A 26,230-nucleotide genomic window follows, 5' to 3' on the forward strand; every position below is an offset into this window, starting at 1 on the left:
AGCCGAGATGGTACGATTTAATCGCACCAGTTTCAAGGAAGTCGGCGGAGATCTCTGGGCGTGGCGACGCAAAGTAGCGCCGCGCCCTTGAATCAGAAGCTGCGCCCAAGGGCGCAACCTTCTGATATCGAAAGACTTAATCCATATATGATGGAGAAAAATTGCCAGCCGGCCTGTAAGCCGGGTTTTGTATGGCCCTCGCCCCTTGCGAGGCGAGAACGTGGCGGCCATTCATCTTGGGCGCATGTTGCCATGCGCCTCACGCAACCTACCCGGACGGTGAGCCGGAAACAGCCCTCGAGGGTTTCCCCTCGCACCGCCCCTATTCGGTCTTGCTCCCGGTGGGGTTTACCGTGCCGCTCCTGTTGCCAGTCGCGCGGTGGGCTCTTACCCCACCCTTTCACCCTTACCCCGACAAAGTCGTGGCGGTTTGCTTTCTGTGGCACTTTCCCTGGGGTCGCCCCCGCCGGCCATTAACCGGCACCGTGTCTCCATGGAGCCCGGACTTTCCTCACCCGCGGCCTTTCGGCGTTTGCGGGTGCGGCCGCCCGGCCAGCTGGCAGGGCGTATAAAGGGGTTCACACCACAAAACGCAACCGAAAAAGCCGATTGTGACCGGTTCTCGTCAAGCCGGCGCGCCGACAGCCGCCAGCTGAACCTTGACCTTGCTGCAGTAAGCCGCGGAAACCGGGTTCATGCGAGTGGCGCCATGGCCGGCATTGTATTTGAGGATCGTGCCGCAGGTCGTGCCGCCACCCAGGTCGCGCGCCATGGCGAGGTATTTCATGCCGTATTTGATGTTGGTGTCTGGATCGAACAGGCCCTTGGCCGACCCATTGTAACCCATCATCCGCGCGGTTGCCGGCTTGATCTGCATCAGGCCGATCTCACCGGCGCCGCCGACCATGTTCGGCCGATAGTTGCTCTCGATCTTGATCACGGCGTGGGCCAGCGACACCGGAACCCCGTAGCTCGCCGCGTAGCGGGCGACAATCGCGGAATATTGGCCGCTGCTCGCCACTGCCGCGGTCGCCGCGGCGACGTTGCTGAGACCGATCGATGCCGTCGTCGTCATGTCAACGGTCTTGCGGCCGCGTTTCGTCTGCCTTTTGGCGGGGGTTTTCCTTGCCTTGGTCCAGCTTGCCTTTTCCACTTTCGCGGAAGCCTGCTTCGTCGTCGCCTTCGCACTCTTGGTGCTTTTGGCCGAAATGGCCTTGCCTTTGGCGGATGTCGCGACCAGACCCTGGTCGGCCCGCTGGCTTAACGGTGCGGCGTCGGCCGCGCTGAAGGCAAAACTCATTACCCCGGCAGCAAGAGCTGCCGTTAAAACGGTCAATTTCTGCATGTGATCCTGTTCTGTTGGGACCACGCGAAGACTTTCGCGCGGCATCGCTTGATCAATATCGGATCACCCGGGGGCTGGACGTCCGACAAACTGTACGAAAGGCCCTTTGAAGCCCGATTTGGCGCCAATGAAGGCGGGGCAAGTCACTTTAAGTGACAGGTTGTAACTTTACGGCTGAGGAGGATTACTTGGACCGGCTCTTGACGTGAGGTCAACTCGTGACGGAGGCAAGCAGCCTCTGGAGCGTGCGCATCGTCGAGCCGTCGGCAACTCCGTCGACCCGGCGCGGTCGGAAATGCCGTTGGAAGGCCTCGACGACGATCCGTGTCCGATCGTCGAAAACGCCCGTTATCTCGACACCATAGCCATAGAGCGACAGCATCGACTGCAGCGCCTCGACATCGGCACCGTAGTCGCCTGGCTTCAGCGCGGCTCCGCGCCTGACGGGCGCCGCTGGCACGAGATGACCGACACCGGCCTTAAACAGCACGGCCCATGGAAACTTCTCGCCAGGATCGATCTTGCGACCAGGCGCCACGTCGGAATGCGCCAGCACCCGCTCGGCGGCGATCGCATGCCGTGCTGCAATCCCCTTGCACAGCCTGATCACCGCATTGATCTGGCGTCGCGGAAAGCCGGGATAGCCCAGCGAATGGCCCGGATTGACGATTTCGATGCCGACCGAGCAGGAATTGATGTCGGTGTGTCCGAACCAGGAACTCTGGCCGGCATGCCAGGCTCGGTCGCTTTCCCGGACCATCTGCACGATGTGGCCATTCTCATGGACGAGATAGTGCGACGAGACTTCACTCGCCGGATCGCACAGCCAGGCTTCGGCCCCGATACCGGTCGCCATGCCCGTATAGTGCAGCACGATCATGTCGGGCTTCTGCCTGTCGCGCCTTGGCCCGAAATTCGGCGATACCCTGACCTCGGCACTCGGCTCGTCGGGCAGGAAGCCGCTCATGCGTGCCGCAGGCCCCGCTCGATCATCTCGTAGGCGGCGTTGATCGCCGCGACCCTGGTCGTCGCGATCTTGATGAATTCCTGCGGCAGTCCGCGCGCGATCAGCCGGTCCGGGTGGTTGTCGGACACCAGCTTGCGGTAACGCTTCCTGACCTCCTCGAACGGCTTGCCGCGCTCGATACCGAGCACGACATAGGGGTCGCCGGCGCCAAGATTGACATGCCGCGCCATGATCGATTCGTAGTGCGCCTCGTCGATGCGGAAGATCTCGGCGATACGATGCAGGAAAATGCCTTCGCGCTCATGCACCAGCCCGTCGGCCTTGGCGATGTGGAACAGGCCGTCGAGTATGTCTTCCAGCATCACGCAATTGGAGTGCCCGGAGCCGCACATCTGCGCCATGCGCTCGGCATAGGTTTCGAAACCGGCCACATCCCGCTGGGCGAGATCGAACAGCCGCGCAACATTGCGCGTCTCTTTCGCCGGCACTTCGAAGATTTCCTGGAAGGCGCGCACCTCATCCTGGGTGACGATGCCGTCGGCCTTGGCCATCTTGGCCGAAAGCGCGATCATCGCTACCGAGAATGCGACGCGGCGGCGCAGGTCGGCGTCGCCGGAGAAAACCGTGCGCACAGCCTCGACCACGTCGGCGACGCCAGACGTGGTTGAAGACGAAACCCGGGTGATGAAGTCGCCGAGGCGGTCCCAAATCGACATGGTCAGCTTCATAGAGCCAACCGGTCCCCGCTATCAAGCCAATAACGGCCAACTCGTGGGGCCTGCGAACGAAGGGCGCTTTGCTGGTTCCAACAGTCACCCCTACGAGAAAAAGGCCGACATCAAGCCGGCCTTCCTCCCAAGACACTTACTGCTTACAAACTACTGCGCGGGCGCAGGAGCAGGCGTTGCCGGAGCCGGCTCGGCAGGCTTGGTCGAATTGTCAGCCGGGGCCGCAGGCTTCATCGGCTGCTCGGCGGCCGGCGGATTGGTGCTCTGGGTCGTGGTCTTGTCGGTACCGCTGTCGCTGCATGCCGCGACGCCAAGCAGAACAAGCGCCGAAACCGACGCAAGAATGAGCTTTTTCATGACATCTCTCCTTCAACACACGCTCACGTTGCAGTGAACGGTCGAAGGGAAAATGCATGACCGGGCCAAGGGTTTCGTAACGTTGCGTTTCCACCTGTAACATCAATGGCATGCAGGCGACATTGCTGCCGCCGCTTCGGCGCTTTAACAACGATACCGGACAACGGAATACCGGAGACAACCGCATGACCGCCAAATGGGATTTCTGGATCGATCGCGGCGGCACCTTTACCGATATTATCGGCCGTGACCCGCAAGGCGGGCTGCATCCGCGCAAGCTGCTGTCGGAGAATCCCGAAGCCTATGCCGATGCCGCCATTCAGGGCATCCGCGACCTGCTCGGCCTTGGACCGGCCGCCGCGATCCCGTCCGGCCTGATCGGCGACATCAAGATGGGAACCACGGTGGCCACCAACGCCCTTCTGGAGCGCAAGGGCGACCGTGTGTTATTGCTCATCACCAAGGGGTTTCGCGATGCGTTAGGGATAGCCTACCAGGCGCGACCCGACATTTTCGCCAAGGAAATCATTCTTCCCGAGCAACTCTACGAGCGCGTCATCGAGGTCAACGAGCGCGTGCTCGCCGACGGCCGCGTCGAACGGCTGCTCGATATCGCGGCTTGCCGGCCGGCCATAGAACAAGCGAAAGCCGATGGCATCGATGCAGTTGCCATCGTCTTCATGCATGCCTGGAAATATCCCGATCACGAGAAGGCGGTGGCCAGGGTCTGCCGCAAGCTTGGTTTCGGCCAGGTCTCGGTCAGCCACGAGGTCTCGCCGCTGATCAAGCTGGTCGGCCGCGGCGACACCGCGGTGGTGGATGCTTATCTGTCGCCCATCCTGTCGCGCTATGTGCAAAGGGTGGCGGGAGAACTGGGCGCGGCGCCAATCCCCCCCCTCGTGGGGGAGATGTCGGCGAAGCCGACAGAGGGGGGCGCTGCCCCGCCAACGTCTCGTTCTGTCGCGCCTGCCCTGCCGGGCATCTCCCCCACAAGGGGGGAGATCAGCCAATCCCCGCCTCGTCTGATGTTCATGATGTCTTCCGGCGGTCTCACCGCCGCCGACATGTTCCAGGGCAAGGACGCGCTGCTGTCGGGTCCGGCCGGCGGCGTCGTCGGCATGGTCGAGACGGCCAAGCTCGCCGGCTTCGAAAAAGTCATCGGCTTCGACATGGGCGGCACCTCCACCGACGTTGCCCACTACGATGGCGAGTACGAGCGCGCCTTCGACACCGAGGTCGCCGGTGTGCGCGTCCGCGCGCCGATGATGCGCATCCACACCGTCGCCGCCGGCGGCGGCTCGATCCTGCATTACGAGGCCGGCCGTTTCCGCGTCGGACCGGATTCCGCTGGCGCCAATCCCGGCCCGGCCGCCTACCGGCGCGGCGGCCCGCTGGCCGTCACCGATGCCAACGTCATGCTCGGCAAGCTGCAGCCCGATTTCTTCCCCTCGATCTTCGGCCCCGGCCAGGACGCGCCGCTCGACGCGCAAGCCGTGCGCGCGAAATTCGCGGCTCTTGCCGCCGGGATCGGCGACGGCCGCCCGCCGGAAGCGGTTGCCGAAGGCTTCGTCACGATCGCTGTCGAGAACATGGCCAACGCGATCAAGAAGATTTCCGTGCAGCGGGGCTACGACGTCACCGAATATCTGCTGAACTGCTTTGGCGGCGCCGGCGGCCAGCACGCCTGCCTGGTCGCGGATGCACTCGGCATGGAGGCAGTGCTGATCCATCCGTTCTCCGGCCTGCTTTCGGCCTATGGCATCGGGCTGGCCTCGGTTTTTGCCTCACGCCAGCAGGCGCTGCTCAAGCCGCTCGCCGAGGAATCCAGAGCGGAGATCGGCAGCCTCATCGCCACCTTGAAAAAGGCCGTGGTCGCGGAGCTGGCGGCGCAAGGCATCGCCGAGAACTCGGTCGCCACCAGGCCGGTCCTGCACATCCGCTATGACGGCACAGACACGGCACTGCCGGTAAACTTCGAGGCAGACTCGATCTTCCAGGCCAGGCGCGATTTCGAAATCGCCCACAAGGCGCAATTCGGCTTCGTTTATGACGACAAGCCGATGATCGTCGAGACCGTCGGCGTCGAAGGCACCGAAACCGGCCAGACGACCGCCGAAGCCTATGCGCCGGGCGGACCTGCAAGGGTCTACTCAGCCGCTTCCGAGACCCGCCGCATCTACACGGAAGGCCAGTGGCATGAAGCTGGCGTCTACCGTCGCGAGAACCTCAGGCCGTCCAGTCTGGTCGCAGGCCCCGCCTTGATCATCGAGCCGAACCAGACGATCGTCGTCGAGCCGGGTTGGCAAGCCGAAATCACCAACCTCAATCACGTCGTCATCCGCCGCGCGGAAAGGAAAGCGCGCGCCGCCGCCCTTGGCACGCAAGCCGATCCGGTGATGCTCGAAGTCTTCAACAATCTGTTCATGTCGATCGCCGAGCAGATGGGCGTGACGCTGCAGAACACCGCCTATTCCGTCAACATCAAGGAAAGGCTGGATTTCTCCTGCGCCGTCTTCGACCACACCGGGGCGCTGGTCGCCAATGCGCCGCACATGCCGGTGCATCTCGGCTCGATGGACCGTTCGGTCGAGACCATCATCCGGCTAAACTCCGGCGACATCCATGCCGGCGACGTCTTTGCCTTGAACGCCCCCTATAATGGCGGCACGCATCTGCCCGACATCACCGTGGTAACGCCGGTCTTCGATGACGCCCAGAAGAATATCCTCTTCTGGACGGCCTCGCGCGGCCATCATGCCGACATTGGCGGCACCGCCCCCGGCTCGATGACGCCGCTCGCCACCACGGTCGACGAGGAAGGCGTGCTGTTCGACAATTTCCGCGTCGTCGACCGCGGAAAATTCCGCGAGACGGAGCTGCATACGCTGCTCACCGAGCATCGCTATCCGGCCCGCAATCCGCACCAGAACATCGCTGACCTGAAAGCGCAGATCGCAGCCAACGAGAAGGGCGTGGCGGAGCTGCGCAAGATGGTCGCGCATTTCGGTCTCGACGTCGTCGAGGCCTATATGGGCCATGTCCAGGACAATGCCGCCGAAAGCGTGCGCCGCGTGCTGGAACGGCTGCCGGACACGTCGGATTATGAATATCCGACCGATACCGGTCAGGTCATCAAGGTGAAGATCACGGTCGACCGGCAAAAGCGTGAGGCGACTGTCGACTTCACCGGCACGTCGCCTGTCATGAAGAACAATTTCAACGCGCCCGAGCCGGTCGCCCGTGCCGCCGTGCTCTATGCCTTCCGTGTCATGGTCGAGGACATGATCCCGATGAATGCCGGGTGCCTCAGGCCGATCAACATCGTCATTCCCGACGGCTGCATGCTCAAGCCCACCTACCCCGCCGCCGTCGTCGCCGGCAATGTCGAGACTTCGCAGCACGTGACCAACGCTCTGTTCGGCGCCATGGGCGCGATGGCCAATGCGCAGGGCACGATGAACAACCTGACTTTCGGCAACAAGCAGTACCAGTATTACGAGACGATCTGCTCCGGCTCGCCGGCCGGCCAGATGAACTCCGGTCGCGGCTTTGCCGGCACCTCCGGCGTCCACACCCACATGACCAATTCGCGCCTCACCGACCCGGAGGTGCTGGAGTTGCGTTTCCCCGTGGTGCTGGAGGATTTTCACATTCGCCAGGGTTCCGGCGGCAAGGGCAAATGGAATGCCGGCGACGGCACCAAACGCACCATCCGCTTCCTCGAGAAGATGGAATGCGCGATCCTGTCCTCGCACCGCAACCGCCCGCCGGAAGGACTGGACGGCGGCGGCGACGGCGAGACCGGCTCGACCAAGGTGCGCCGCAACGACGGCACTGTTGAGACGCTGAAGGCTTGCGACCAGACCGTGCTCGACGCTGGCGAAGCCGTCATTGTGACGACGCCGACGCCCGGCGGGTTCGGTAAGTTGTAAGAAAGGCGTCAACAGGCTGTCACCGGCCTGTCATGACCCTGCGTTACCCGCTTGCGCCAAAGCAAATGGGGAATCACTTTGCCATGACGGACGTCTCCTCGGATCTGGTTTTTCGCCGCGGCAAGGAAGTTGGAAAAGCCGTCTACCAGAACCGCGCGCTTTCGAAAGCCGGCATCTCGGAGCGACTGTTCGCCTTCCTGTTTTCCGGTCTCGTCTATCCGCAGATCTGGGAAGACCCCGATGTCGACATGGACGCGATGCAGCTCGGCCAGGGCCACCGCCTCGTCACCATCGCCTCGGGCGGCTGCAACATCCTGGCCTATCTCACCCGCTCGCCGGCACGGATCGACGCCGTCGACCTCAACGCCGCCCACATCGCGCTGAACCGCATGAAGCTGGAGGCGGTTCGCCATCTGCCATCGCAAGGCGATCTGTTCCGTTTCTTCGGTGCGGCGGACACAAGTCACAATTCCGAAGCCTACGACCGCTTCATCGCCCCGCATCTCGATCCGGTCAGCCGCCATTACTGGGAGCGCCGCAACTGGCGCGGCAACAGGCGCATCGGCGTTTTCGATCGTAATTTCTACCAGACCGGCTTGCTTGGCCTGTTCATCGCCATGGGCCACCGCACGGCGAAATTCTTCGGCGTCAACCCGGCCCGCATGATGGAAGCCAGGAACATCGGCGAACAGCGCCGCTTCTTCAACGAGGAACTGGCGCCGGTCTTCGACAAGAAGCTTCTGAAATGGGCGACCTCGCGAAAAGCCTCGCTGTTCGGTCTCGGCATCCCACCGGCGCAGTATGATTCGCTGATCACCTCCGGCGACGGCACCATGGCCAGCGTGCTGAAGGCCCGGCTGGAAAAGCTCGCCTGCGATTTCCCCCTGGAAAACAATTACTTCGCCTGGCAGGCTTTCGCCCGCCGCTACCCGGAACCAGGCGAGGCCGCCCTGCCCGCCTATCTCGAAAAGCAGAACTACCAGACCATCCGCGGCAATATAGACCGCGTCTCCATCCACCATGCCAACCTGATCGAATTCCTCGCCGGCAAGGATGCAGGCGCCGTCGACCGCTTCATCCTGCTCGATGCGCAGGACTGGATGACCGACGACCAGCTCAATGCGTTGTGGTCGGAAATCACCCGGACCGCCTCGGCCGGCGCCCGCGTCATCTTCCGTACCGCCGCCGAGCCCAGTCTGTTGCCGGGGCGCGTCTCGACTTCGCTGCTCGATCAGTGGGACTATCAGGACCAAGCATCGCGCGAATTCTCGGCTCGCGACCGCTCCGCCATCTATGGCGGCTTCCACCTCTATGTGAAGCGCCCGGCATGAGCACGACGGAACTGCCGGCCAGCCCCGAATTCAAGGCTAACCATGCCGAACTGATGGACGGCGTCTACCGCTGGCAACGCCACATCTACGACCTGACCCGCAAATATTACCTGCTTGGCCGCGACAAGCTGATATCGGGGCTGGATGTACCGGTCGGCGGCACCGTGCTGGAACTCGGCTGCGGAACCGGGCGCAACATCATCCTCGCTGCCCGCGCCTATCCCGATGCCCGCTTCTTCGGCCTGGATATTTCGGCCGAAATGCTGGAAACGGCAGGCAAGGCGATCGACCGCGAAGGCCTGTCGGACCGGGTCATGCTGGCAAGGGGCGACGCCACCGATTTCGACGCCAAGGCGCTATTCGGCAAGGGCAGCTTCGACCGGGTCTTCGTCTCCTATTCGCTGTCGATGATCCCGGGCTGGGAGAAGACGGTCTCTGCAGCACTTGCCGCGCTGGCCCCGACGGGCTCGCTGCACATAGTCGATTTCGGCCATCAGGAAGGTCTGCCGGGGTGGTTCCGCGCGTTGCTGCGCGGCTGGCTGAAGAAATTCCACGTCACGCCACGCGAATCCCTGCGTGATGTTCTGGAATCGCAGGCCGAGCGAACCGGCGCAACCTTCCGTTTTCGCACGCTTTATCGTGGCTATGCCTGGCTGGCGGTGATTGGGCCACACAGCTAGCTAGTGCAGCGCCTTCACCAGCGCCCCCACCATCGCCCGCGGGCGATAGTTGAGTTTGGCCGGCGTTAGCCCGAGCCTCACCACGACCAATTGCTCGGACGGGATGATGGCGACCGTCTGCCCGTCATGGCCTTCCATCCAGTAAGTGTCCCTGGGCAGGCCGGCGGCGACGCCGGCACCGGGGTTCTCTTCATCGCCCGGCGCTTCGATCCACAACTGGCCCTTGCCGTAGACTTTCGAGGCGGATGCCGGCTCGCGCATCCAGTCGACGAAGCCGGCCGGCAGGACCTGGTTGCCGTTCCAAACCCCGCCTTGCAGCAGGAACTGGCCGAAGCGCGCCCAGTCATGTGCCGTGGCGTAGAGATAGGACGAGCCGACGAAAGTGCCCTGCTCGTCGGTCTCCAACACCGCGCTGTGCATGCCGAGCGGCTCGAACAGCGCCGTGCGCGGCCACGTCAATGCCTTGGCCTTGTCGCCGATGGCGTCCTGCCAGAGGCGCGACAGCATCACCGCCGTGCCGCTCGAATAGGAGAACACCTTGCCGACCTCGCCCGCCAGCGGCTTTGATTGGGCAAAACCCGCCATGTCGGGTTCGAGATAGAGCATGCGCGTCACATCGGCGACGTCGCCATAGTCCTCGTTGAATTCCAGCCCGCTCGACATCGCCATCATGTCGGCAAGGCTGATCGCGGCGCGACCGTCCGCCTTCCAAGGCGTAAACAGGCCCTTGTTGTCGACCGCCATCTTGCCGTCCTTGATCAGCGTGCCGACGATGGCGGCGTTGACCGTCTTGGTCATCGACCAGCCGAGCAGAGGCGTCTTGGCCGAAAAGCCGTCGCCATAGCGCTCCGCGACCACCCGTCCGTTCTTGACCACGACGATCGCGCGCATGCCGGCGCCGGCCATGGCATCGTCGCCGACGACCTTCGAGACCTCTGGATTCTGCGATGCATCGACCCGTTCGCCCTCCGGCCACGGCGCATCCTGGTTTGTCGCCGCGGGTTCGGCATGGACCGTCGTGCGCCGCGCCTTGCCGACATCGCCGTCCGGAACCGAGGCGCAGCCCAGCCCGTCGCGGGCGACCGCCTCGCTCTTGCCGAGGAAGCCGAGCAGGCCGGCCGAAACCGTCCCCCGGTTCTTGTCGACGGAGACCCGCATCAGCCGTAGCAGCGGATGGCCGGGCGCCTGCACATCGACGGCCAGCACCTCATTGGCGTCGCGGCCGGCGATGAAGACGTTGGAGCAGACGATCTTGGCCGAATAGCCCGAGCCGACGCGGATGAGTTCCGGCGGCGCGATATAGAGCCAGGCAAACAGCGCGGCGACCGCCAGCACGATCAGGCCAAGCAGCCATTTGACGATCTTGACGACGAACCGCATCCATTGCCTCCCAGGCGCTCGCCTGACCTTATGTCATCGATTTGCCGCCATTGCTTCCGCAAAATCGGTGCTCTTGTCGAGCGCCATCAACGGATTATCAACCATGATCGGCGATCACAGGGATGCATGTCGCCCAGAAGTGCGCAGCGGTTTTGGGACGACGACATGCACGAAAAACGACTATGCTGGGCGATGCGTGGGGCGACCGCCTGGAGGGGGCCAGACCAACTTCGGCCATCGGTGCACAGACCCATCAGCGACCGGCTGATTCCGGCTTGGAAGTTGCGATGCGCCGTCTTGCGGTCCTTTTCATGCTGACGCTGCTCGGCGCCTGCTCGACCGCGGACGATCTCTCGCCGCTGTCGCCGTCCGCATCGAGCAGTCCGACGGTGGCCGTGCGCGCGCCGCGCTTTGCCGATTCCAAGCCGCATGAGTGGGACAGCGGCGCGCCGTGGAACTATGCCATCCACGGCACCGACGTCTCCAAATACCAGACCTCGGTCGACTGGCCGACGGCCAGGGCCAGCGGCATTTCCTTCGCCTTCATCAAGGCGACCGAGGGCGGCGACCGCTTCGATGAATATTTCAGCGAGCACTGGGCGCGCACCAGAGCCGCCGGCGTTCCGCGCGCTGCCTATCATTTCTTCTATTTCTGCACTCCGGCGGCCCAGCAGGCGCGCTGGTTCATCCAGAACGTGCCTGTCGACCGCTCCGCCATGCCGCCGGTTCTCGACATGGAATGGAACCCGAAATCGCCGACCTGCCGCCTGCGCCCCGACCCGGCCACGGTGCGCGCTGAGATGACCACCTTCCTCGAAATCGTCGAGCGGCATTACGGCAAGAAGCCGATCATCTACACCTCGGTCGATTTCTTTGATGACAACGAACTGTCGACCTTCCGTGGCTATCCCTACTGGCTGCGTTCCGTCGCCGGCCACCCGCGCGAGAAATATGGCAGCCACCCCTTCACCTTCTGGCAATACACCGGAACCGGCATCGTTCCCGGCATGACCGGCAAGTCCGACATCAACGTCTTCAACGGCTCGGAAGCCGCCTGGAACAAATGGCTGCGGCAGAACACACGCTGACCCCGTAGCAAAGGCTGCGAAGACACCAGGAATAGGGCCGCCGCAGAAGACCCGTTGACACCGTGGCAACGGTAGCGGGGCCGGCTGGAATGGTGACTGCCGCAGAAGACCCGTTGACACCGTGGCAACGGCAGCGAAGCCGTCTGGAAGAAGGGCCACCGCAGAAGACCCGTTGACACCATGGCAACGGTAGCGAGGCCGGCTGGATTGGTGGCTGCGGCAGAAGACCCGTTGACACCGGGCCTGCCGCCTGCTTTTCGACACTACCAGCGGTAAAGAGTGCAACCGCTGGTAATTCAGGGCGTTGGCCTCCAGGCACGACAAAGCCCTCTTCGTTTCGAAAGGAAGCTGATGCGACTGCGTTCTCAAGCCCTCGCGGCGCTGTTCTTGTGCGCCACGGCCTTGCCGGCGATGGCGCAGGAATGCGGCGGCGATTTCGAAACCTGGAAACAGGGTGTGGCGGCGGAAGCCAAGGCTGCCGGTGTCGGCGCCGTCGGCCTCGATGCGCTGGAGGACGCCAGGATCGACGAGAGGGCTCTGGCGCGCGACCGCGCGCAGGGCGTCTTCACGCAAACCTTCATCCAATTTTCCAACCGCATGATCTCGGCCTACCGGCTGAAGCAAGGTGCGGCGAACATGAAGAAATACGCCGATATCTTCGCCCGCGCCGACCAGCAGTTCGGCGTCCAGGCGCCTGTCATCACCGCCTTCTGGGCGCTTGAAACGGATTTCGGCGCCGTCCAGGGTGATTTCCATACGCTGAGCGCACTGGTGACGCTGTCGCATGACTGCCGTCGCCCGCAATTGTTCCGGCAGCAACTGGTGCCGCTCTTGGAACTGATCGATCGCGGCGTGCTGCCGGCCGACGTCACGGGCGCCTGGGCCGGCGAGATCGGCCAGACGCAGATCCTGCCGTCCGACTATCTTGCGCGCGGCGTCGACGGCGATGGAGACGGCAAGATCGACCTGCGAAACAGCGTGCCGGACGTGATCATGACCACCGGCAACAAGGTGCTGTCGCGCGGCTGGAAACGCGACGAGCCCTGGATCCAGGAAGTGCGCGTGCCCGACGAGATGCCATGGGACCAGACCGGCCGCACCAACAAATTGCCGCTGACACAGTGGGCGCAGTGGGGTGTTACCAACCCCGACGGCTCGCCGCTGGTCGACAAGGGCCTGAACGCCGGCCTGGCGCTGCCCATGGGCCGCAAGGGTCCGGCCTTCCTTACCTATGAGAATTTCGACGTCTATCTCGAATGGAACCAGTCCTTCACCTACGCGCTGACCGCGGCCAATCTTGCCGCGCGGCTGGCGGGCGCGCCGCCGCTCGATCCGCGCAATCCCGAGCCGGGTCTCAACAACGACCAGATGAAGGCGCTGCAGACCAAGCTCGAGGCCAGCGGTTACGATGTCGGCACGGTCGACGGCATTCTGGGCACCAACACCCGCGAAGCCATCCGCAAGGAGCAGATGCGGCTAGGCGTGCCGGTTGATGGCTGGCCGACGCCGGAGTTGCTGGGAAAGCTGTAGCTCCCTCTTCTTTCTCCCTTGGGAGGAGGAAGAAAGCTTAATCCGCCATCGTCTCCAGGCTTGCAAACCCCTGCGGCGCGTCGCCCTCGTCGAAGGGCGTCGTCACCTCGACGAACGTGTCGGGATAGAAGCCGTTGAAGCGTGTCCTGAGCGACAGCGAGTAGGCGCCGATATGGCCGATCTCGATCCAGTCGCCGGTATCGACGGTTTCCGGCAGCCAGAACGGCCGCGACAGGATATCGACGGAATCGCAGGTCGCGCCGCACACTTTGAACGGCACGATGTTGTTCTCGTCGCCATTGCGGGCCCTGATCGCCGGATCGGGGATGAAGCGCGCCGGCAGTGTGATCTTGCCGGTCCATGAATCCGACAGCGACGCCCAGATGCCGTCATTGATGTAGAGCCGCTTGCCCTTGCGCAGGAGCACGCGCACGATCAGCGACAGGCAGCGCGCCACGATCACCCGGCCCGGCTCCGCCACCAGCGGTATCTGGTCGAATTGATATTCCTTCAGGTCGCCGGAGAGCCGCGACATGATCTGGCCGAGCGACGGCATCTCGATCTGCTTGCGGTTGGGATCATGTCCGTATTCGGCCGGAAAACCGCCGCCGACATCGAGCCCGGCAATGTCGAAGGTCAGCCGGTTGCGCACCCAGTCGGCCGAGGCCAATGCCCGCTCATAGGTGTCGGGGTCCTCGATCTGGCTGCCGACGTGGAAGCACAGGCCGACCTTGTAGCCGGTGCGGTTCAGCCGCTCGGCGAGTTCGACCGCATAGGCCGGCCCGGCGCCGAATTTCTTCGACAGCTCGTAGGCGGCATGCCCCTTGGTCTGCACGCGCACGAAGACGGTGACCGCGCCCGGATCGATATCGAGCGCCCGCACCACCCGGGTCAGCTTAGTGATCTCGTCCTCATGGTCGAGCGAGATGACGCGGATGCCGTATTTTTCCAGCGCCAGCTTGATGTCGGACTGTGCCTTGACCGGGTGCATGTAGAGCATCTCGGCATCGGGCGAGACAGCGCGCACGGCGGCGAACTCGCCTGGGGAAGCGACGTCGAAGGCAGTGACGCCGGCCTCGACCAGCGTCTTCAGCACGATCTGCTCGCCATTGGTCTTGACCGCATAGGCGGTCTTGCCGGGGAACATGCCCATGAACTGCCTGGCATCGGCCTTCAGCACCTGCGGGCGGAAGCAATAGACCGGATCGTCCGGGCGAAGCGCCAGTGCCGCCTCGCGGGCATTCTCGAATCGCTGCATGGACGAATCCTCGACTTCGACTGCGCACAATTAATCCAAGCTAGCGGCTAGCGCATGACCCCGAAAGTCAATTTCGACTTTCATCTTGCAGCGTCCTTTGCGCGTCTCTGGAGACGCGCGGCGCTGCAATGAAAACAATTCTCTGTCTCGCGCCCCCTGACGGTGCCGCATTGGCTTGTCAGAAGGCCATCGGTCCGGTTTCGGGTGGCCCTTGCCGGCGAACCGGATATGGCTTCTGCCTTGTGGCTGGCATTCCGGCCGTGTGGGGAGGATTCATATGGCAGTGACCGCTACATCTGCGTCACGTGGACCGATGGCGCTCAAGGACTGGGGCCAGTTGCTGCTGCTCGGCGCGATCTGGGGCGGCTCGTTCTTCTTCGCCCGCATCGCGGTGGCGGAACTTCACCCGCTGGTGCTGGTGCTGTTTCGCGTCGCCATCGCCGCGATCGCGCTGCAGCTCTATCTCGGCTTGCGCGGCCCGTCTTTTCGCCTCGCTCTGCCGCATGCCGGCCTGTTCTTCCTGCTGGCCTTCACCAACAACGTCGTCCCCTTCTCGCTGATCTTTGCCGGCCAGACCCAGCTCGGTGCCGGCGTCGCCTCCGTCCTCAACGCGACGACACCGTTCTGGACGCTGATCCTCGCCAATGCCCTGACCTCGGACGAAAAGCTGTCCTGGAACAAGCTCGCCGGCATCGGGCTCGGTGTCGCCGGCACCGCCGTGATGATCGGTCCCGGCCTGCTCGCCGGGCTCGGCGGCCCGGTCTGGGCCAAATTCGCGCTGATCGGCGCATCGCTCTCCTATGGCGTTGCGCTGATGGTCGCCCGCCGCTTCAAGGGCGTGCCCTCGCCGGTCGTCGCCACCGGACAATTGACGGCCTCGACCATCATCATGATCCCGATCGTGCTCTTCGCCCATGGCCCCGCCGGCCTGTTCTCCGCCTCGCCGCCGGTGCTGGCGCTGGCGCTTCTATCGACGGCCTTCGCCTATATCCTCTACTTCAACCTCGTCGCCTCGGCTGGGGCCACCAACGCCTCGCTGGTCACGCTGATCGTGCCGGCCAGCGCCATGCTGCTCGGCTTCCTGTTCCTCGGCGAACGGCTCGAACTGTTCGAGATCGGCGGCGTGGTGCTGATCGGTCTCGGCCTTGTCACCATCGACGGGCGCCTGTTCGGAAGACGTTAGTGCGCGGCATGCCGGCATCGCGGCAGCGCTGTCATGACACGCCAACGACACCATCCCGCCATAATTTATTCACAGGCCTGAAGCCGGTTTTTGCCGAAGAGTTTCAACGGCTAACGGCAAAACCGAGGTCGCGAATTCCACATTTACGTCGCAATGCAGCACATTTTCCGCTTGCCTGTGGCACAAATGAACCTAGACTCCAGGGCATAGCTCTTTAAGAGGAGGCTATGTCATGGGACTTACGAGGCCAATCAACGCATTGATGATTTGTGCTGCGTTTGCCTTCATCGGCGCCCTCATTATGGGCGTCCTTCCCTGAACCCGCCAAGACGGGGAAGACCAGCACCTAATAGTCCAACCAATTCGAAAGGCCGGGTTTTTACCCGGCCTTTTGCTTTTCCAGCCGACCGTTACGCAGCAGCGGAACCCGCGACCTCCGCTTCGTGCGAGCGGATGCCGATCATGTGGCAAACGGCGAACACCAGATCGGCCCGGTTCATCGTGTAGAAGTGAAAATCACCAACGCCGCGCTCGACCAGGTCAAGCACCTGCTCGGCGGCCACCGCGGATGCCACGAGCGCATGCGTCTGTGGGTCGTTCTGCAGGCCGTCGAAGCGCTCGGCCAGCCAAGCCGGCACTAACGCGCCGCAGCGCGCCGAGAAATTGGCGACCTGGGTGAAATTGTGCACCGGCAGGATGCCGGGCACGATCGGGATGTAGATGCCGGCACGGCGCGCGCGCTCGACGTAACGCTCGTAGAGATCGTTGTCGAAGAAGAACTGGGTGATGGCCCGCGTCGCGCCATTGTCAACCTTGCGCTTCAGCATGTCGATGTCGGTGGCGAAATCAGGACTTTCCGGATGCTTTTCCGGATAGGCCGAAACCGAGATGTCGAAATCGCCGGCGCCCTTCAGCGCCCCGACCAGCTCGGCGCCATTGGCGTAGCCGTCCGGATGCGGCCGGTAGGCAGCGCCGACGCCTTCCGCCGGATCGCCGCGCAAGGCGACGAAGCGCTTCACGCCCATGTCGGTGAATTCCTGGATCACGGCGTCGACTTCGTGGCGGGCGGCATCGACGCAGGTCATGTGCGCAGCCGGCGTCAGGCTGGTCTCCTTCAGGATGCGGCCGATGGTGCGCGCCGTGCGCTCACGTGTCGAGCCGCCGGCGCCATAGGTCACCGAGACGAATTTCGGCTGCAGCGGCTCCAGCCTTGTGACCGTATCCCACAGCCTTGCCTCCATCTCGTCGTTCTTCGGCGGGAAGAACTCGAACGAAACCCTGACCTTGTCGCCAATATCGGGACGGCGGGAAAAACGAAACTGGTTCATCAGGCGATTTCCCCTATCGAGCTCACTCTGGTCTGCTGGCTGGCGTTGGCAGGATCGGCGATCAGCAGGCGCCGGTCGCGGCCAAGCCAAAGCTTGACGGTGAGCCTGGCCTCGTTGCCGCCGCGCGGTTCGAATTCCTGGGCATCCTCGAGATCGAGGCCGGCTTCCGAGAACCACTCCCCGATCTGCCGGTCGGAAAAGCCCAGCCGCATATGCGCATGCTCGTCGCGCAGGAACTCAAGCGCGTGCGGCGCGAAATCGACGATGACCAGACGGCCCGCCGGGCGCAAAAGCCGCGCTGCCTCGTGGATGGCGCGGGCCGGATCGTCGAGATAGTGCAGCACCTGGTGGATGGTGACGAGATCGAAGGCATCGCGCTCGACCGGCGGCGAGAAGATATCGCCCTGCCGCACCTGCGCATTCGAAACGCCGGCCTTGTCGAGATTGGCGCGCGCCACGGTCAGCATCTCGCGCGACATGTCGATGCCGATGCCGCGCCGGTAGAGCGGCGAGAAGATTTCGAGCAGCCGCCCGGTGCCGGTGCCAAGGTCGAGCATCGACTGGAACGGCCGCTTGCCGACCAGCTTCAGCATCGCGGCCTCTACGGCGCGGTCGGGCACATGCAGCGAGCGGATATGATCCCAGCTTGCGGCGTTCTGCGAAAAATACTCGGTGGCGCGGTCCTGGCGCTTGCGCTTGACCGAGGTCAGCCGCTCCAGGTCACGCTCGACCTGCGGGTCGGCGCCCCGAATGCCGGAAACCAGCCCCATCACGAAGTCTCGCGCGGAATCGGCGTCCGACAGGCGGAAGAAGGCCCACGACCCTTCCTGGTAGCGGCCGATCAGCCCGGCCTCGAGCAGCAGTTTCAGGTGCCGCGAGACACGCGGCTGCGACTGGCCGAGAATTTCGGTAAGGTCGGAAACGGTGAGGTCGCCGCGCGACAACAGTGCCAATATGCGCAGGCGGCTGGATTCGGCCGCCGCCTTCAGCGTATCCACCATGGTGTCGAGCGAGACATGCATCAGCGTATTCTCTTTGAAAAAGATATAAACATATGTTTATGTCGATTTTCGAAAGCACGCAAGCGCTATGTCGCTTCCGGACAAGAAAATGCCGCATGCGTGATTTTTCGGTGCATGTCGTCCAAAAACGTGTAGCGGTTTTGGAACAATGACATGCATCAGCAGGAAGATCGGCCGATGAGCGAACCGCGTGAGATGTTCGAGGCACGCGAAGGCGAGCGGAGACTGGACCAGGATCCGGCGACGATGCCGCCGGATGGCGGCATCGTCTTCATCGGCCGTATCGCCTCGCCTTGGACCACCCGGGAAAGCTGCCCGAAGAACATGCGCGCCGCACGCGAAACGGGACAGCCGGCGGTGCTGACCATCGACGCGCCCTACCGCAGCGGCCTGCAAGGCCTGGAGCGCGCCAGCCACGTCGTCATCCTGTCCTGGCTGCACCACGCACCGCGGAATCTGATCGTGCAAAAGCCCCGCCATGCGGCTGATGCCAAAGGCGTATTCGGGTTGCGCTCCCCTGCCCGGCCGAACCCGGTCGGCCTGCACGTGGCCAAGCTCGTTGCGCTCGACGTTTCCACTGGGCGCATCGACCTTGACGCCATCGACGTGCTCGACGGCACGCCGGTCATCGACATCAAGCCCTATTTCGCCTCGACCGATGCCATATCAGAGGCGACCGTTGGGGGGCGCGAGGAGCGATGACCGCTCCGACCGGCCGCCGCCGCGCCATCGCCAAGGCGCTGACAGCACTTCTGCCGCTGGCCCCCTATGCCGACATGGAGAAGATTCGCACCGACGCCGGCTCGGTGCATATGAAGACCTTGCCGCCCACGATCGCGGTCTGGCTGGCGACGATTGCCCATATCCGTCACATGCACACCGACTACGAAAAGCTGCTGGCCGAGGGCTATGATCGCGACTCGGCGCGTTTCTTCGTCATCGAGCAGACCAACATCGTGCTCACACGCTGGCGCGCCACCCGCCTGCTCGACGCCGATGACGAGGAGGAATGAGGCTGTGCCGGGCCGCATGGCGCTCACCGCGTCATGCTGGCCGGGTCTTCATCTCGAGGATGACTGAAGTCGGACCACTGGCTCTATGCGCTCGGGCTGCCGGCAATAGCTTGTGACGCCATGGCTAGGAGCTGCCGATGAGCCGAATCGCACAAGATATACCGTCCCTGCCCCAGGTCGGCGATCGCCATGTCGACCCGCATTCCTATCCCGACGGCATCGCTTTCCTCGACGGCCAGTACCTGCCGATGTCGCAAGCCAAGGTCTCGGTGCTGGATTGGGGTTTTCTGCACTCGGACGCCACTTACGATACGGTGCATGTCTGGAACGGCCGCTTCTTTCGCCTCGATCTGCATCTCGACCGTTTCTTCGGCGGGCTCGACAGGCTGCGCATGACGATCCCGTTCGATCGCGATGGCGTCGCCGAGATCCTGCACAATTGCACAGCACTTTCGGGTCATCGCGCCGCCTATGTCGAGATGCTGTGCACGCGCGGTGCTTCGCCGACCTTCAGCCGCGACCCGCGCCAGGCGATCAACCGCTTCATGGCGTTCGCCGTGCCGTTCGGCTCGGTCGCCAATGCCGAGCAGGTGCAGCGCGGCCTGCGTGTCGCAATCAGCGACAAGGTGCGCATTCCGCCGGCCTCGATCGATCCGGCGATCAAGAACTACCACTGGCTCGACCTCGTGCGCGGCCTCTACGATGCCTATGATAGCGGCGCCGAGACGGCCCTCATTCTCGACTTCAACGGCAATGTCGCCGAAGGCCCCGGCTTCAACGTCTTCCGCGTCAAGGACGGCAGACTGTCGACGCCGGCCATCGGCGTGCTGCCGGGCATCACCCGCCGCACTGTCTTCGATCTCTGCGCGGAGGCCGGACTCTCGGCAACGGCCATGGATGTCAGCGTGGCCATGTTGCGCGGCGCCGACGAAGTCTTCATCACCTCGACCGCCGGCGGCATCATGCCGGTGACGGAGATCGACGGTGCTGAGATCGCGGACGGCAAGGTCGGGCCGATCACCAGCCGGCTGATGGCGCTCTATTGGCAAAAGCACGACGACCCTGACTGGTCGACCCCGGTGAACTACCCCTGATTCACACGATTTCTTGTTCTGCGGGAAAGCCCCGAGTTCAAAAAGATTCCCCTCGCCTCTGGAAAATCACCGGACAGGCCGTATATGCCCGGAAGCGGAGAAGCCTCCGCTTCCATCCAGAAATTGCGCCCGCAGGGGCAAGGGATTCCACATCATGACATCAAAGGTTTGGTTCATCACCGGATCGTCGAAGGGCTTTGGCCGCGTCTGGGCCGAGGCCGCATTGGCGCGTGGCGATCGCGTTGCCGCGACCGCCCGTGACACAGGCACGCTCGCCGAGCTCGTCGAAAAATACGGCGACAACATCGCCGCGCTAAAGCTCGACGTCACCGACAAGAAAGCCGTCGATGCCGCTGTCGCCGAGGCACACAAGCGCTTTGGCCGGCTCGACGTCGTCATCAACAATGCCGGTTACGGCCATTTCGGCGCCATCGAGGAAGTCAGCGAGCAGGAAGCCCGCGACCAGATCGAGACCAATGTGTTCGGCGCGCTGTGGGTCACCCAGGCAGCCCTGCCGATCATGCGGGCGCAGCGGTCCGGCCACATCATCCAGATCTCGTCGATCGGCGGCGTCAATGCCTTTGCCTCGCTCGGCCTCTACCATGCCTCGAAATGGGCGCTGGAAGCCTTCAGCCAGTCGCTAGCCATCGAGGTCGCGGAATTCGGCATTCATGTCACGCTGGTCGAACCGGGCGGTTTCTCCACCGACTGGTCGGGAGCATCGGCCAAGGTCTCCAAGCCGATCGAGGCCTATGCGCCTGCCCGCGCCAAGATGGCCGAGCGCCGCGCCAACTCGGTTGCCGGCGACCCCGAGGCGACAGGGCCGGCGATGCTGGCCATCGTCGATGCGGCCGAGCCGCCGCTGCGGGTATTCTTCGGCGATGGCGGCCTGCCGATGATACGCCAGGAATACGCCAACCGCCTCGCCACCTGGGACAAGTGGGACAACGTTTCCGTCATGGCGCAAGGCGCCAACAAGAACCGCAAGGGCTGACATCTGGTATTTGCTGCGCCGCCTCCCGGGCGGCGTAGCTATGCCTGGTAGATCCACTGCTCCGGCACGCGCACCGAAATCTCTTCGCCGGCCCTGACGATGCCGGGCTTTTCAACCCAGGCGACTACGCCGCGCAACCGCTTTGCCGCCTTGGGAAACAATAGCGCACCGGCTTCGACATCGGGCATTCCGACGTTCTCGGCGATCGATCGTCCGGCGATACGGCATGGTCCGTTCTGTGCGTCCACCTTGAGGGTCACGCCGCCCTTGAAGAACAACAGCGTGCCGGCCGGCAGCATCGACAGATGCGGCACGTCTTTGATCACCAGATTGGCACCGATCCACTCGGGCTTGATTTCGGTGAGCCCCATCCGTTCGGCGACAATGGCCAGTTCGTCCGCCGCCACGATGGACAATTGTCTTTCATTGCGCATCTCGGTGCCGCGCGGGTACCACGGCTCGCGTCCGCCCGAGCGCCGCGTCGGCCCGGCATGGAAATCGCCCGATATGCCGTCGAAACCCAGCCGCAATTCGTCCACCGAACGCGTCTGGAAATGATCCGATGGCGCGACATAGAGCGCGGCCGCGCGGGCTGAAAGCTTCTTCGCCGGGATGATTTCGACCGGCTTCTCGGCCTCGGGGAAGAGATCCAGCATGGGCTTCAATCCTTGATGACGCGCTCTGGTTTTGCCCTTAGGCCGGCAAGGCCGCAAGAGCGGTTTGGGCCAAAACGCGCAACTCTTCGGCCGACGCACCGTCCCGCGCCTGGATCGACATGCCATTCATGACACCAGCAATATATCTGGCGAAGTCTTCGACAGAGAGGTTTTGGGGCAAATCGCCTTTTGCCTTGCCTTTGGCAAGCCGCGCCGCGATCGCCGCTTCGCTTTCCTTGCGGTAGGTCCTGAGTTCATCCGCAATGGCTTGTGCCTGCGGTGAAGCCGCCAGCGCGCCACTGACGAAAAGACACCCTCCCGGCTTGCCGGGCCTGGAATAGGCCTCCGCGGCGCCCAGCAACAAGCGCCGCATCGCCTCCCCCGTCGACACCGGCGCGCTCAGCGCTTCCAGGGCGAAGCCTATCTCGGTCTCGTGGTAGCGCATCAACGCCTTGCGGAACAAAGTCTCCTTGTCGGTGAAGGCGTTGTAGATCTGTGGCGGCGTCAGCCCCATCGCTTCGCGCAGCATGGCCAGCGACGTCGCCTCATAGCCATGCTCCCAGAAAAGATGCATCGCGGCATCGAGCGCCCGGTCGGGGTCGAATGCGCGCGGCCGGCCGCCGCGTTGCTTGTCCGAATTTTCCATAGTGATCGATACGAAACCTGTTGACTCGCCTTTCCCTTATAACATATCAATTGATACGAAACTTGGCAAGCCGGAAGATGACCTCCCGGTGAGGCCGTACACCCGAGGAGAAAATCAAATGCCGATCACCGTGACCGCGCCGGAAGGCGTCCTGACCCCAGCGGGAGAGCGCGAAATCCTGCCACGCCTGAGCGCCGCCCTCATCGAAGCCTCCGGCGCCGCCGGCAATTCATTCTTCACCGCGATCGTCGGCGGCACCGTCCACGTCCTGCCGGCGCGCAACATTTATGCCGGCGGTGTCAACCGGCCAGTCGTCATGGTCGAATTGAAATTGCCCAATATCGGCCTTGGCTCCGTCGAAGCCCGCGAGACCTTCATCACTGCCGCCGCCCGAATTGTCGGCGAACTCTGCGTACCGGGGCACAAGCCGGAAAACACCTGGATCAACATCGTCAACGCGCCCGACGGCGGCTGGGGCATCGGTGACCGGCAGTATACAGGCGACGCGCTGATCGCGGCCGCTGCCGCCGCGCATTGACGAACATGCGGCTCTCCCCTTCGCTGTTCTTCACCACCAACTGCGAGCCCGCGCTGGCCTTCTACGAACAATGCGGTCTTGGCCGGGGAACGATCCTGCTGCGCTGGGGCGACAACAATATGCCGGTGCGCACCGAGGCCATGCGCGGAAAGGTCCTGCATGCTCGCTTCGAAGGTCCGGGTGTGCTGTTCCACGCGTCGGACAATGACGACGCGGAGCCGATGAAGGGCTCCGCCATGATGCTCGAATTCGACGGGCCCGCCGCGGCGCCACAGGTTCTCGCCCGCCAGGAGCTTTTCGCCCGCATGGCCGAGGGCGGCCGGATTACCGTGCCGTTTGCCCGGCAATATTGGGGGACCAGCTTCGGCATGCTGGTCGACGCCTTCGGCGTGCAGTGGATGTTCAGCTGCTCCAATGAATAGACGCCGGTCGCCAACCGCCTCGATCACGACCTTCTTACCGAAGAACGGCGCCGCGCAGCATTGTCGCCGCGCTGCGTCGGCTTCATGGTGAAGTCGGGACCGTCGACGGAGGTTCTCATGCGTCCCGGAGCGGCGATCGCAGCGCTTTGGTTGATCTGGGTGGTCACATGGCTCGCGGCTGCCCTATGGGCCGATCCGGCCCAAAAGCGCATCACCATCGGGGCGGAGGCTCGCTATCGCATCTTCTGGCTGGCCGGCACCGTCCTGCTGTTCGTTCCAGCGCATGGCTATGAAGGCCGGCTGAGATTGTGGACGCCGACCCTTGCCGAAGCCTGGGCCTGCGTTGCCCTGATCGCGGTCGGCATCGGCTTTGCGTGGTGGGCGCGTATCCATCTCGGGCGGTTGTGGTCCGCCACGGTCACCGCCAAGGCGGAGCATCGCGTGGTCGACACGGGCCCCTATCGCCTGGTCCGGCATCCGATCTATACCGGGCTGCTGCTGGCAGTGCTCGCCACGATGGTGGCGAAGGGCACGGTCTGGGGCATTGCGGGCACGGCCCTGCTCATCATCGGCGTTGTCGTGAAAGCCAGGCTGGAGGAGCGTTTCCTGCGCGACGAACTCGGCCCAGCCTATGACGACTACGCCAGGCGGGTGCCGATGCTGGTTCCCTTCACGCCGGCCTGACGCGGCGCGGCGTCCTCCATTCAGAGCATGCGCAAAAGCGCGCCGCCAATCGAATATCCCGCGCCGAACGCACAGATCAGGCCGAAATCGCCTGGTTTCATGTCGGCATGGTTCTCCGACAGCGCGATGATGGCGCCGGCGCCCGCCGTGTTGCCGAGCCGCTCCAGCACCATGGGTGCGCGGTCATGGCCGACATCATGACCGAATGCCAGTTTCAGGATCATCGCATTCATGCGCGCATTGGCCTGGTGCAGCCAGAAGCGCCTGATCGCCTCCGGCGTCAGCCCGTGTTCGGCGAGGAATTCGACGATGAATTTGTGCCCGGCGACGGTGACTTCCTTGAACACCTTGTTGCCGACCTGCTTGATGAGATTGCCCTCCAGGTCGATCCTATAGGGATCATCCTGGGCAGTGCGGGTGTGATAGCCGAGATTGGTGCGGATGTTGTTCGACATCTGCGTCCAGAGGCGCGTGTCCAGCACCTCGAAGCGGCCCGGCCGCCTCTCGCCCTGGGCGAGCCCCTCCACCACCATCGATACCGAAGCGTCCCCGAAGATGAAGTGCGTCTGCCGGTCACGGAAATTGAGATGGCCGGTGATGATCTCGGGCGTGGTCACCAGGACGCGCTTGTGGGCGCCCGAGCGGACCAGATTGACCGCCATGTGCAGCGCCGCCGCCGCTGACGAACAGCCAAGCCCCATATCGAAGCCGGCACCCCGTGTACCCAGCGCCTCCTGCATTTCGATGGCGATCGCCGGATATGGCCTCTGCTGATGCGAGGACGAGCAGATCACCAGATCGATGTCCGACGCCTCGATGCCGGCGTGCTCGATCGCCTTCCCCGCCGAAGCGACGCCGAATTCCGCCTGCAGCGAGAGCGCGTCGTCCGGGCGCGCCGGAATGCGCGGCGCCATGCGGGTCGGGTCGAGAATGCCTTCCCGTTCGATCACGTGGCGGGCGCGCACGCCCGAGGCATGGACGATGAAGTCGGCATCCGATTTCTGCAGCAGCGTCTCGCCGGCAGCCTGGCGCCGCGCGTTCTCGGTGTCGACCCAGGCGTTGAAACTGGCGACCAGTTCCTCATTCGTGATGACAGGCTTGGGGATTTCGGCGCCGATGCCGCTGATGATGACGCGATGCATGTTTCAGTCCGTCCCATCCGCAGGCGATGCGGCTTCATGTGGGCGCCGAAACGCTTCGGCGCAACACTTTTCTCATCAGGCCGGTTTACGCCGGATTAAACCAAGATTTACGCGAGCCTATCCAGCCCGTTTGGCGACAATGAAAATGCGGGGGAACCGCAGCAGCACCTTGCCATCGGCGGTCTTCGGATAGGCCTTGGCGATCCTGGCCGTGTAGCTGTCGAGGAACAGCTTGCGTTCGTCCGCTTCCAGCGGATCGAGGAACGGCTTCAGCCCGGTGGCCTTGACCCACTCGACGATCGCCTCGGCGTCGGCCAGCGGATGGTTGTAGATGGTGTGCCAGATGTCGAGCCGAGCGGAGAGCAGCGACAACAGGTCATAGTAGAACGATACCGGCGGCAGCGGCGCACGCGCCGCTCCCTGTATCCTTGCCGCGAAAGGCGCTTCCGCGGCGGTTTCCCGCATCAGGCGGTGCGAATCCTCGCCCATATTGTCGGGCATCTGGATCGCCAGCGCGCCACCGGGCGCCAGAAAACCCATCAGGCGCTGGAACACCGCCGGATGTTCCGGCAGCCACTGGAAGACGGCGTTGGCGAAAATGACGTTGACCGGCGCGGCCGGCTGCCATGTCGCCGCATCGGCGAGGTCGAAGCTGACATTGGGCAGGCGCGCCCTCGCCTTTTCGATCATGTCGGGCGAGGTGTCGAAGCCGCTCACTTGCGCATCCGGCCAGCGCTCGACCAAAAGTTCGGTCGAATTGCCCGGCCCGCAGCCGATGTCGACGACCCGGCGCGGAAAGTCGACCGGCACCTGTGCTACGAGGTCACGCGCCGGCCGTGTGCGTTCGTCCTCGAATTTCAGATATTGGGCGGCGGACCAATCAGCCATTTGAGCTCTCCTCGTATCCCAGAG

Annotated in this window: 26 protein-coding genes and 1 other RNA gene; 14 read left to right on the forward strand and 13 right to left on the reverse strand. The window is 63.6% G+C overall.

The features are described from left to right. Positions 1 to 160 precede the first annotated feature (160 nt). Both rnpB and EN804_RS09860 read right to left on the reverse strand, forming a co-directional pair. Positions 161 to 560, reverse strand: an RNA gene (rnpB, locus tag EN804_RS09855) — RNase P RNA component class A. 65 nt (positions 561 to 625) lie between these two features. Next, positions 626 to 1,210 carry a transglycosylase SLT domain-containing protein gene (locus EN804_RS09860; RefSeq protein ID WP_245464245.1) on the reverse strand — a complete coding sequence of 195 codons (585 nt, stop codon included), beginning with the start codon at positions 1,208 to 1,210 and terminating at the stop codon, positions 626 to 628. Between EN804_RS09860 and EN804_RS37955 the strand changes: the two genes are divergently transcribed. Further along, positions 1,131 to 1,349 (forward strand): hypothetical protein, encoded by a 219-nt coding sequence (locus tag EN804_RS37955; RefSeq protein ID WP_245511759.1) that lies wholly within the window; start codon positions 1,131 to 1,133, stop codon positions 1,347 to 1,349. The genes EN804_RS09860 and EN804_RS37955 overlap by 80 nt on opposite strands. 207 nt (positions 1,350 to 1,556) lie before the next feature. On the opposite strand, the gene EN804_RS09865 is transcribed toward EN804_RS37955, so the two are convergent. The 3 genes from EN804_RS09865 to EN804_RS09875 all read right to left on the reverse strand — a co-directional run bounded on the left by EN804_RS09865 (position 1,557) and on the right by EN804_RS09875 (position 3,397). Continuing rightward, entirely contained in the window at positions 1,557 to 2,312 is a 756-nt protein-coding gene (locus tag EN804_RS09865) for an N-acetylmuramoyl-L-alanine amidase (protein ID WP_127871694.1), read from the reverse strand. Next, the gene (locus tag EN804_RS09870; protein ID WP_127275803.1) at positions 2,309 to 3,028 is read right to left on the reverse strand and encodes a DnaJ family molecular chaperone; all 720 of its coding nucleotides are present in this window, start codon (positions 3,026 to 3,028) and stop codon (positions 2,309 to 2,311) included. Before EN804_RS09870 ends, EN804_RS09865 begins: the two co-directional genes overlap by 4 nt. Positions 3,029 to 3,190: 162 nt before the next feature. Beyond that, on the reverse strand, positions 3,191 to 3,397 hold the full coding sequence (locus EN804_RS09875) for a hypothetical protein (protein WP_127275804.1): 207 nt from the start codon (positions 3,395 to 3,397) through the stop codon (positions 3,191 to 3,193). Between the two features lie 185 nt (positions 3,398 to 3,582). Between EN804_RS09875 and EN804_RS09880 the strand changes: the two genes are divergently transcribed. Genes EN804_RS09880 through EN804_RS09890 form a run of 3 tightly spaced genes read left to right on the forward strand, consistent with a single transcriptional unit; the run spans position 3,583 to position 9,340 of the window. Continuing rightward, the gene (locus tag EN804_RS09880; protein ID WP_135919280.1) at positions 3,583 to 7,329 is read left to right on the forward strand and encodes a hydantoinase B/oxoprolinase family protein; all 3,747 of its coding nucleotides are present in this window, start codon (positions 3,583 to 3,585) and stop codon (positions 7,327 to 7,329) included. A 32-nt stretch (positions 7,330 to 7,361) separates the two neighbouring features. Then, positions 7,362 to 8,660 carry a DUF3419 family protein gene (locus tag EN804_RS09885; protein WP_135919281.1) on the forward strand — a complete coding sequence of 433 codons (1,299 nt, stop codon included), beginning with the start codon at positions 7,362 to 7,364 and terminating at the stop codon, positions 8,658 to 8,660. After that, positions 8,657 to 9,340: a class I SAM-dependent methyltransferase gene (locus EN804_RS09890; protein WP_127871697.1), complete on the forward strand. Its 684-nt coding sequence runs from the start codon at positions 8,657 to 8,659 to the stop codon at positions 9,338 to 9,340. The genes EN804_RS09885 and EN804_RS09890 overlap by 4 nt, the downstream gene beginning before the upstream one ends. On the opposite strand, the gene EN804_RS09895 is transcribed toward EN804_RS09890, so the two are convergent. Further along, positions 9,341 to 10,720: a serine hydrolase gene (locus EN804_RS09895; RefSeq protein ID WP_127871698.1), complete on the reverse strand. Its 1,380-nt coding sequence runs from the start codon at positions 10,718 to 10,720 to the stop codon at positions 9,341 to 9,343. It abuts the gene before it with no gap. 287 nt (positions 10,721 to 11,007) lie between these two features. Between EN804_RS09895 and EN804_RS09900 the strand changes: the two genes are divergently transcribed. Both EN804_RS09900 and EN804_RS09905 read left to right on the forward strand, forming a co-directional pair. After that, positions 11,008 to 11,808, forward strand: coding sequence for a GH25 family lysozyme (locus EN804_RS09900; RefSeq protein ID WP_127871699.1), 801 nt, complete (start codon positions 11,008 to 11,010; stop codon positions 11,806 to 11,808). 351 nt (positions 11,809 to 12,159) lie between these two features. After that, a complete protein-coding gene (locus tag EN804_RS09905; RefSeq protein ID WP_135919282.1) occupies positions 12,160 to 13,338 on the forward strand; it encodes a lytic murein transglycosylase in 1,179 nt (392 codons plus the stop codon). 37 nt (positions 13,339 to 13,375) lie between these two features. On the opposite strand, the gene EN804_RS09910 is transcribed toward EN804_RS09905, so the two are convergent. Continuing rightward, a complete protein-coding gene (locus tag EN804_RS09910) occupies positions 13,376 to 14,596 on the reverse strand; it encodes an alanine racemase (protein ID WP_135919283.1) in 1,221 nt (406 codons plus the stop codon). A 277-nt stretch (positions 14,597 to 14,873) separates the two neighbouring features. Here EN804_RS09910 and EN804_RS09915 point away from each other — a divergent pair, with 277 nt between their 5' ends. Continuing rightward, the gene (locus tag EN804_RS09915; RefSeq protein WP_135919284.1) at positions 14,874 to 15,779 is read left to right on the forward strand and encodes a DMT family transporter; all 906 of its coding nucleotides are present in this window, start codon (positions 14,874 to 14,876) and stop codon (positions 15,777 to 15,779) included. Positions 15,780 to 16,189: 410 nt separating this feature from the next. Here the strand turns inward: EN804_RS09915 and metF are convergent, their stop codons facing one another. Continuing rightward, positions 16,190 to 17,107: a methylenetetrahydrofolate reductase [NAD(P)H] gene (gene metF / locus EN804_RS09920; protein WP_127871703.1), complete on the reverse strand. Its 918-nt coding sequence runs from the start codon at positions 17,105 to 17,107 to the stop codon at positions 16,190 to 16,192. Further along, positions 17,107 to 18,129, reverse strand: a complete 1,023-nt coding sequence (locus EN804_RS09925) for a metalloregulator ArsR/SmtB family transcription factor (protein WP_127279245.1) — start codon at positions 18,127 to 18,129, stop codon at positions 17,107 to 17,109. The genes metF and EN804_RS09925 overlap by 1 nt, the downstream gene beginning before the upstream one ends. Positions 18,130 to 18,306: 177 nt before the next feature. Here EN804_RS09925 and tsaA point away from each other — a divergent pair, with 177 nt between their 5' ends. The 4 genes from tsaA to EN804_RS09945 all read left to right on the forward strand — a co-directional run bounded on the left by tsaA (position 18,307) and on the right by EN804_RS09945 (position 21,230). After that, a complete protein-coding gene (tsaA, locus tag EN804_RS09930) occupies positions 18,307 to 18,831 on the forward strand; it encodes a tRNA (N6-threonylcarbamoyladenosine(37)-N6)-methyltransferase TrmO (protein WP_135919285.1) in 525 nt (174 codons plus the stop codon). Further along, entirely contained in the window at positions 18,828 to 19,142 is a 315-nt protein-coding gene (locus tag EN804_RS09935; RefSeq protein WP_135881930.1) for a DUF2293 domain-containing protein, read from the forward strand. The genes tsaA and EN804_RS09935 overlap by 4 nt, the downstream gene beginning before the upstream one ends. Positions 19,143 to 19,279: 137 nt before the next feature. Beyond that, entirely contained in the window at positions 19,280 to 20,236 is a 957-nt protein-coding gene (locus EN804_RS09940; protein ID WP_135919286.1) for a D-amino acid aminotransferase, read from the forward strand. A 154-nt stretch (positions 20,237 to 20,390) separates the two neighbouring features. Next, entirely contained in the window at positions 20,391 to 21,230 is an 840-nt protein-coding gene (locus EN804_RS09945) for an SDR family oxidoreductase (RefSeq protein WP_135916654.1), read from the forward strand. Between the two features lie 38 nt (positions 21,231 to 21,268). Here the strand turns inward: EN804_RS09945 and EN804_RS09950 are convergent, their stop codons facing one another. Both EN804_RS09950 and EN804_RS09955 read right to left on the reverse strand, forming a co-directional pair. Further along, entirely contained in the window at positions 21,269 to 21,886 is a 618-nt protein-coding gene (locus EN804_RS09950) for an MOSC domain-containing protein (protein WP_135916655.1), read from the reverse strand. 37 nt (positions 21,887 to 21,923) lie between these two features. Next, positions 21,924 to 22,532: a TetR/AcrR family transcriptional regulator gene (locus tag EN804_RS09955; protein ID WP_127281079.1), complete on the reverse strand. Its 609-nt coding sequence runs from the start codon at positions 22,530 to 22,532 to the stop codon at positions 21,924 to 21,926. A gap of 118 nt (positions 22,533 to 22,650) precedes the next feature. Here EN804_RS09955 and EN804_RS09960 point away from each other — a divergent pair, with 118 nt between their 5' ends. From EN804_RS09960 to EN804_RS09970, 3 genes are all read left to right on the forward strand, one after another. After that, on the forward strand, positions 22,651 to 23,070 hold the full coding sequence (locus EN804_RS09960) for a tautomerase family protein (protein WP_135881935.1): 420 nt from the start codon (positions 22,651 to 22,653) through the stop codon (positions 23,068 to 23,070). Positions 23,071 to 23,075: 5 nt separating this feature from the next. After that, the gene (locus EN804_RS09965; RefSeq protein ID WP_135919287.1) at positions 23,076 to 23,492 is read left to right on the forward strand and encodes a glyoxalase/bleomycin resistance/extradiol dioxygenase family protein; all 417 of its coding nucleotides are present in this window, start codon (positions 23,076 to 23,078) and stop codon (positions 23,490 to 23,492) included. A gap of 117 nt (positions 23,493 to 23,609) precedes the next feature. Then, complete coding sequence (locus tag EN804_RS09970) at positions 23,610 to 24,176, forward strand: isoprenylcysteine carboxylmethyltransferase family protein (RefSeq protein ID WP_135919288.1); 567 nt, start codon at positions 23,610 to 23,612, stop codon at positions 24,174 to 24,176. Positions 24,177 to 24,196: 20 nt separating this feature from the next. Here EN804_RS09970 and EN804_RS09975 read toward each other — a convergent pair whose 3' ends face one another. Beyond that, on the reverse strand, positions 24,197 to 25,318 hold the full coding sequence (locus EN804_RS09975) for a beta-ketoacyl-ACP synthase III (RefSeq protein WP_135919289.1): 1,122 nt from the start codon (positions 25,316 to 25,318) through the stop codon (positions 24,197 to 24,199). A gap of 117 nt (positions 25,319 to 25,435) precedes the next feature. After that, positions 25,436 to 26,206, reverse strand: a complete 771-nt coding sequence (gene tam, locus EN804_RS09980; RefSeq protein WP_135919290.1) for a trans-aconitate 2-methyltransferase — start codon at positions 26,204 to 26,206, stop codon at positions 25,436 to 25,438. Between the last annotated feature and the right edge of the window lie 24 nt (positions 26,207 to 26,230).

The organism is Mesorhizobium sp. M8A.F.Ca.ET.161.01.1.1 (assembly GCF_004792105.1).
Classification (GTDB): domain Bacteria; phylum Pseudomonadota; class Alphaproteobacteria; order Rhizobiales; family Rhizobiaceae; genus Mesorhizobium.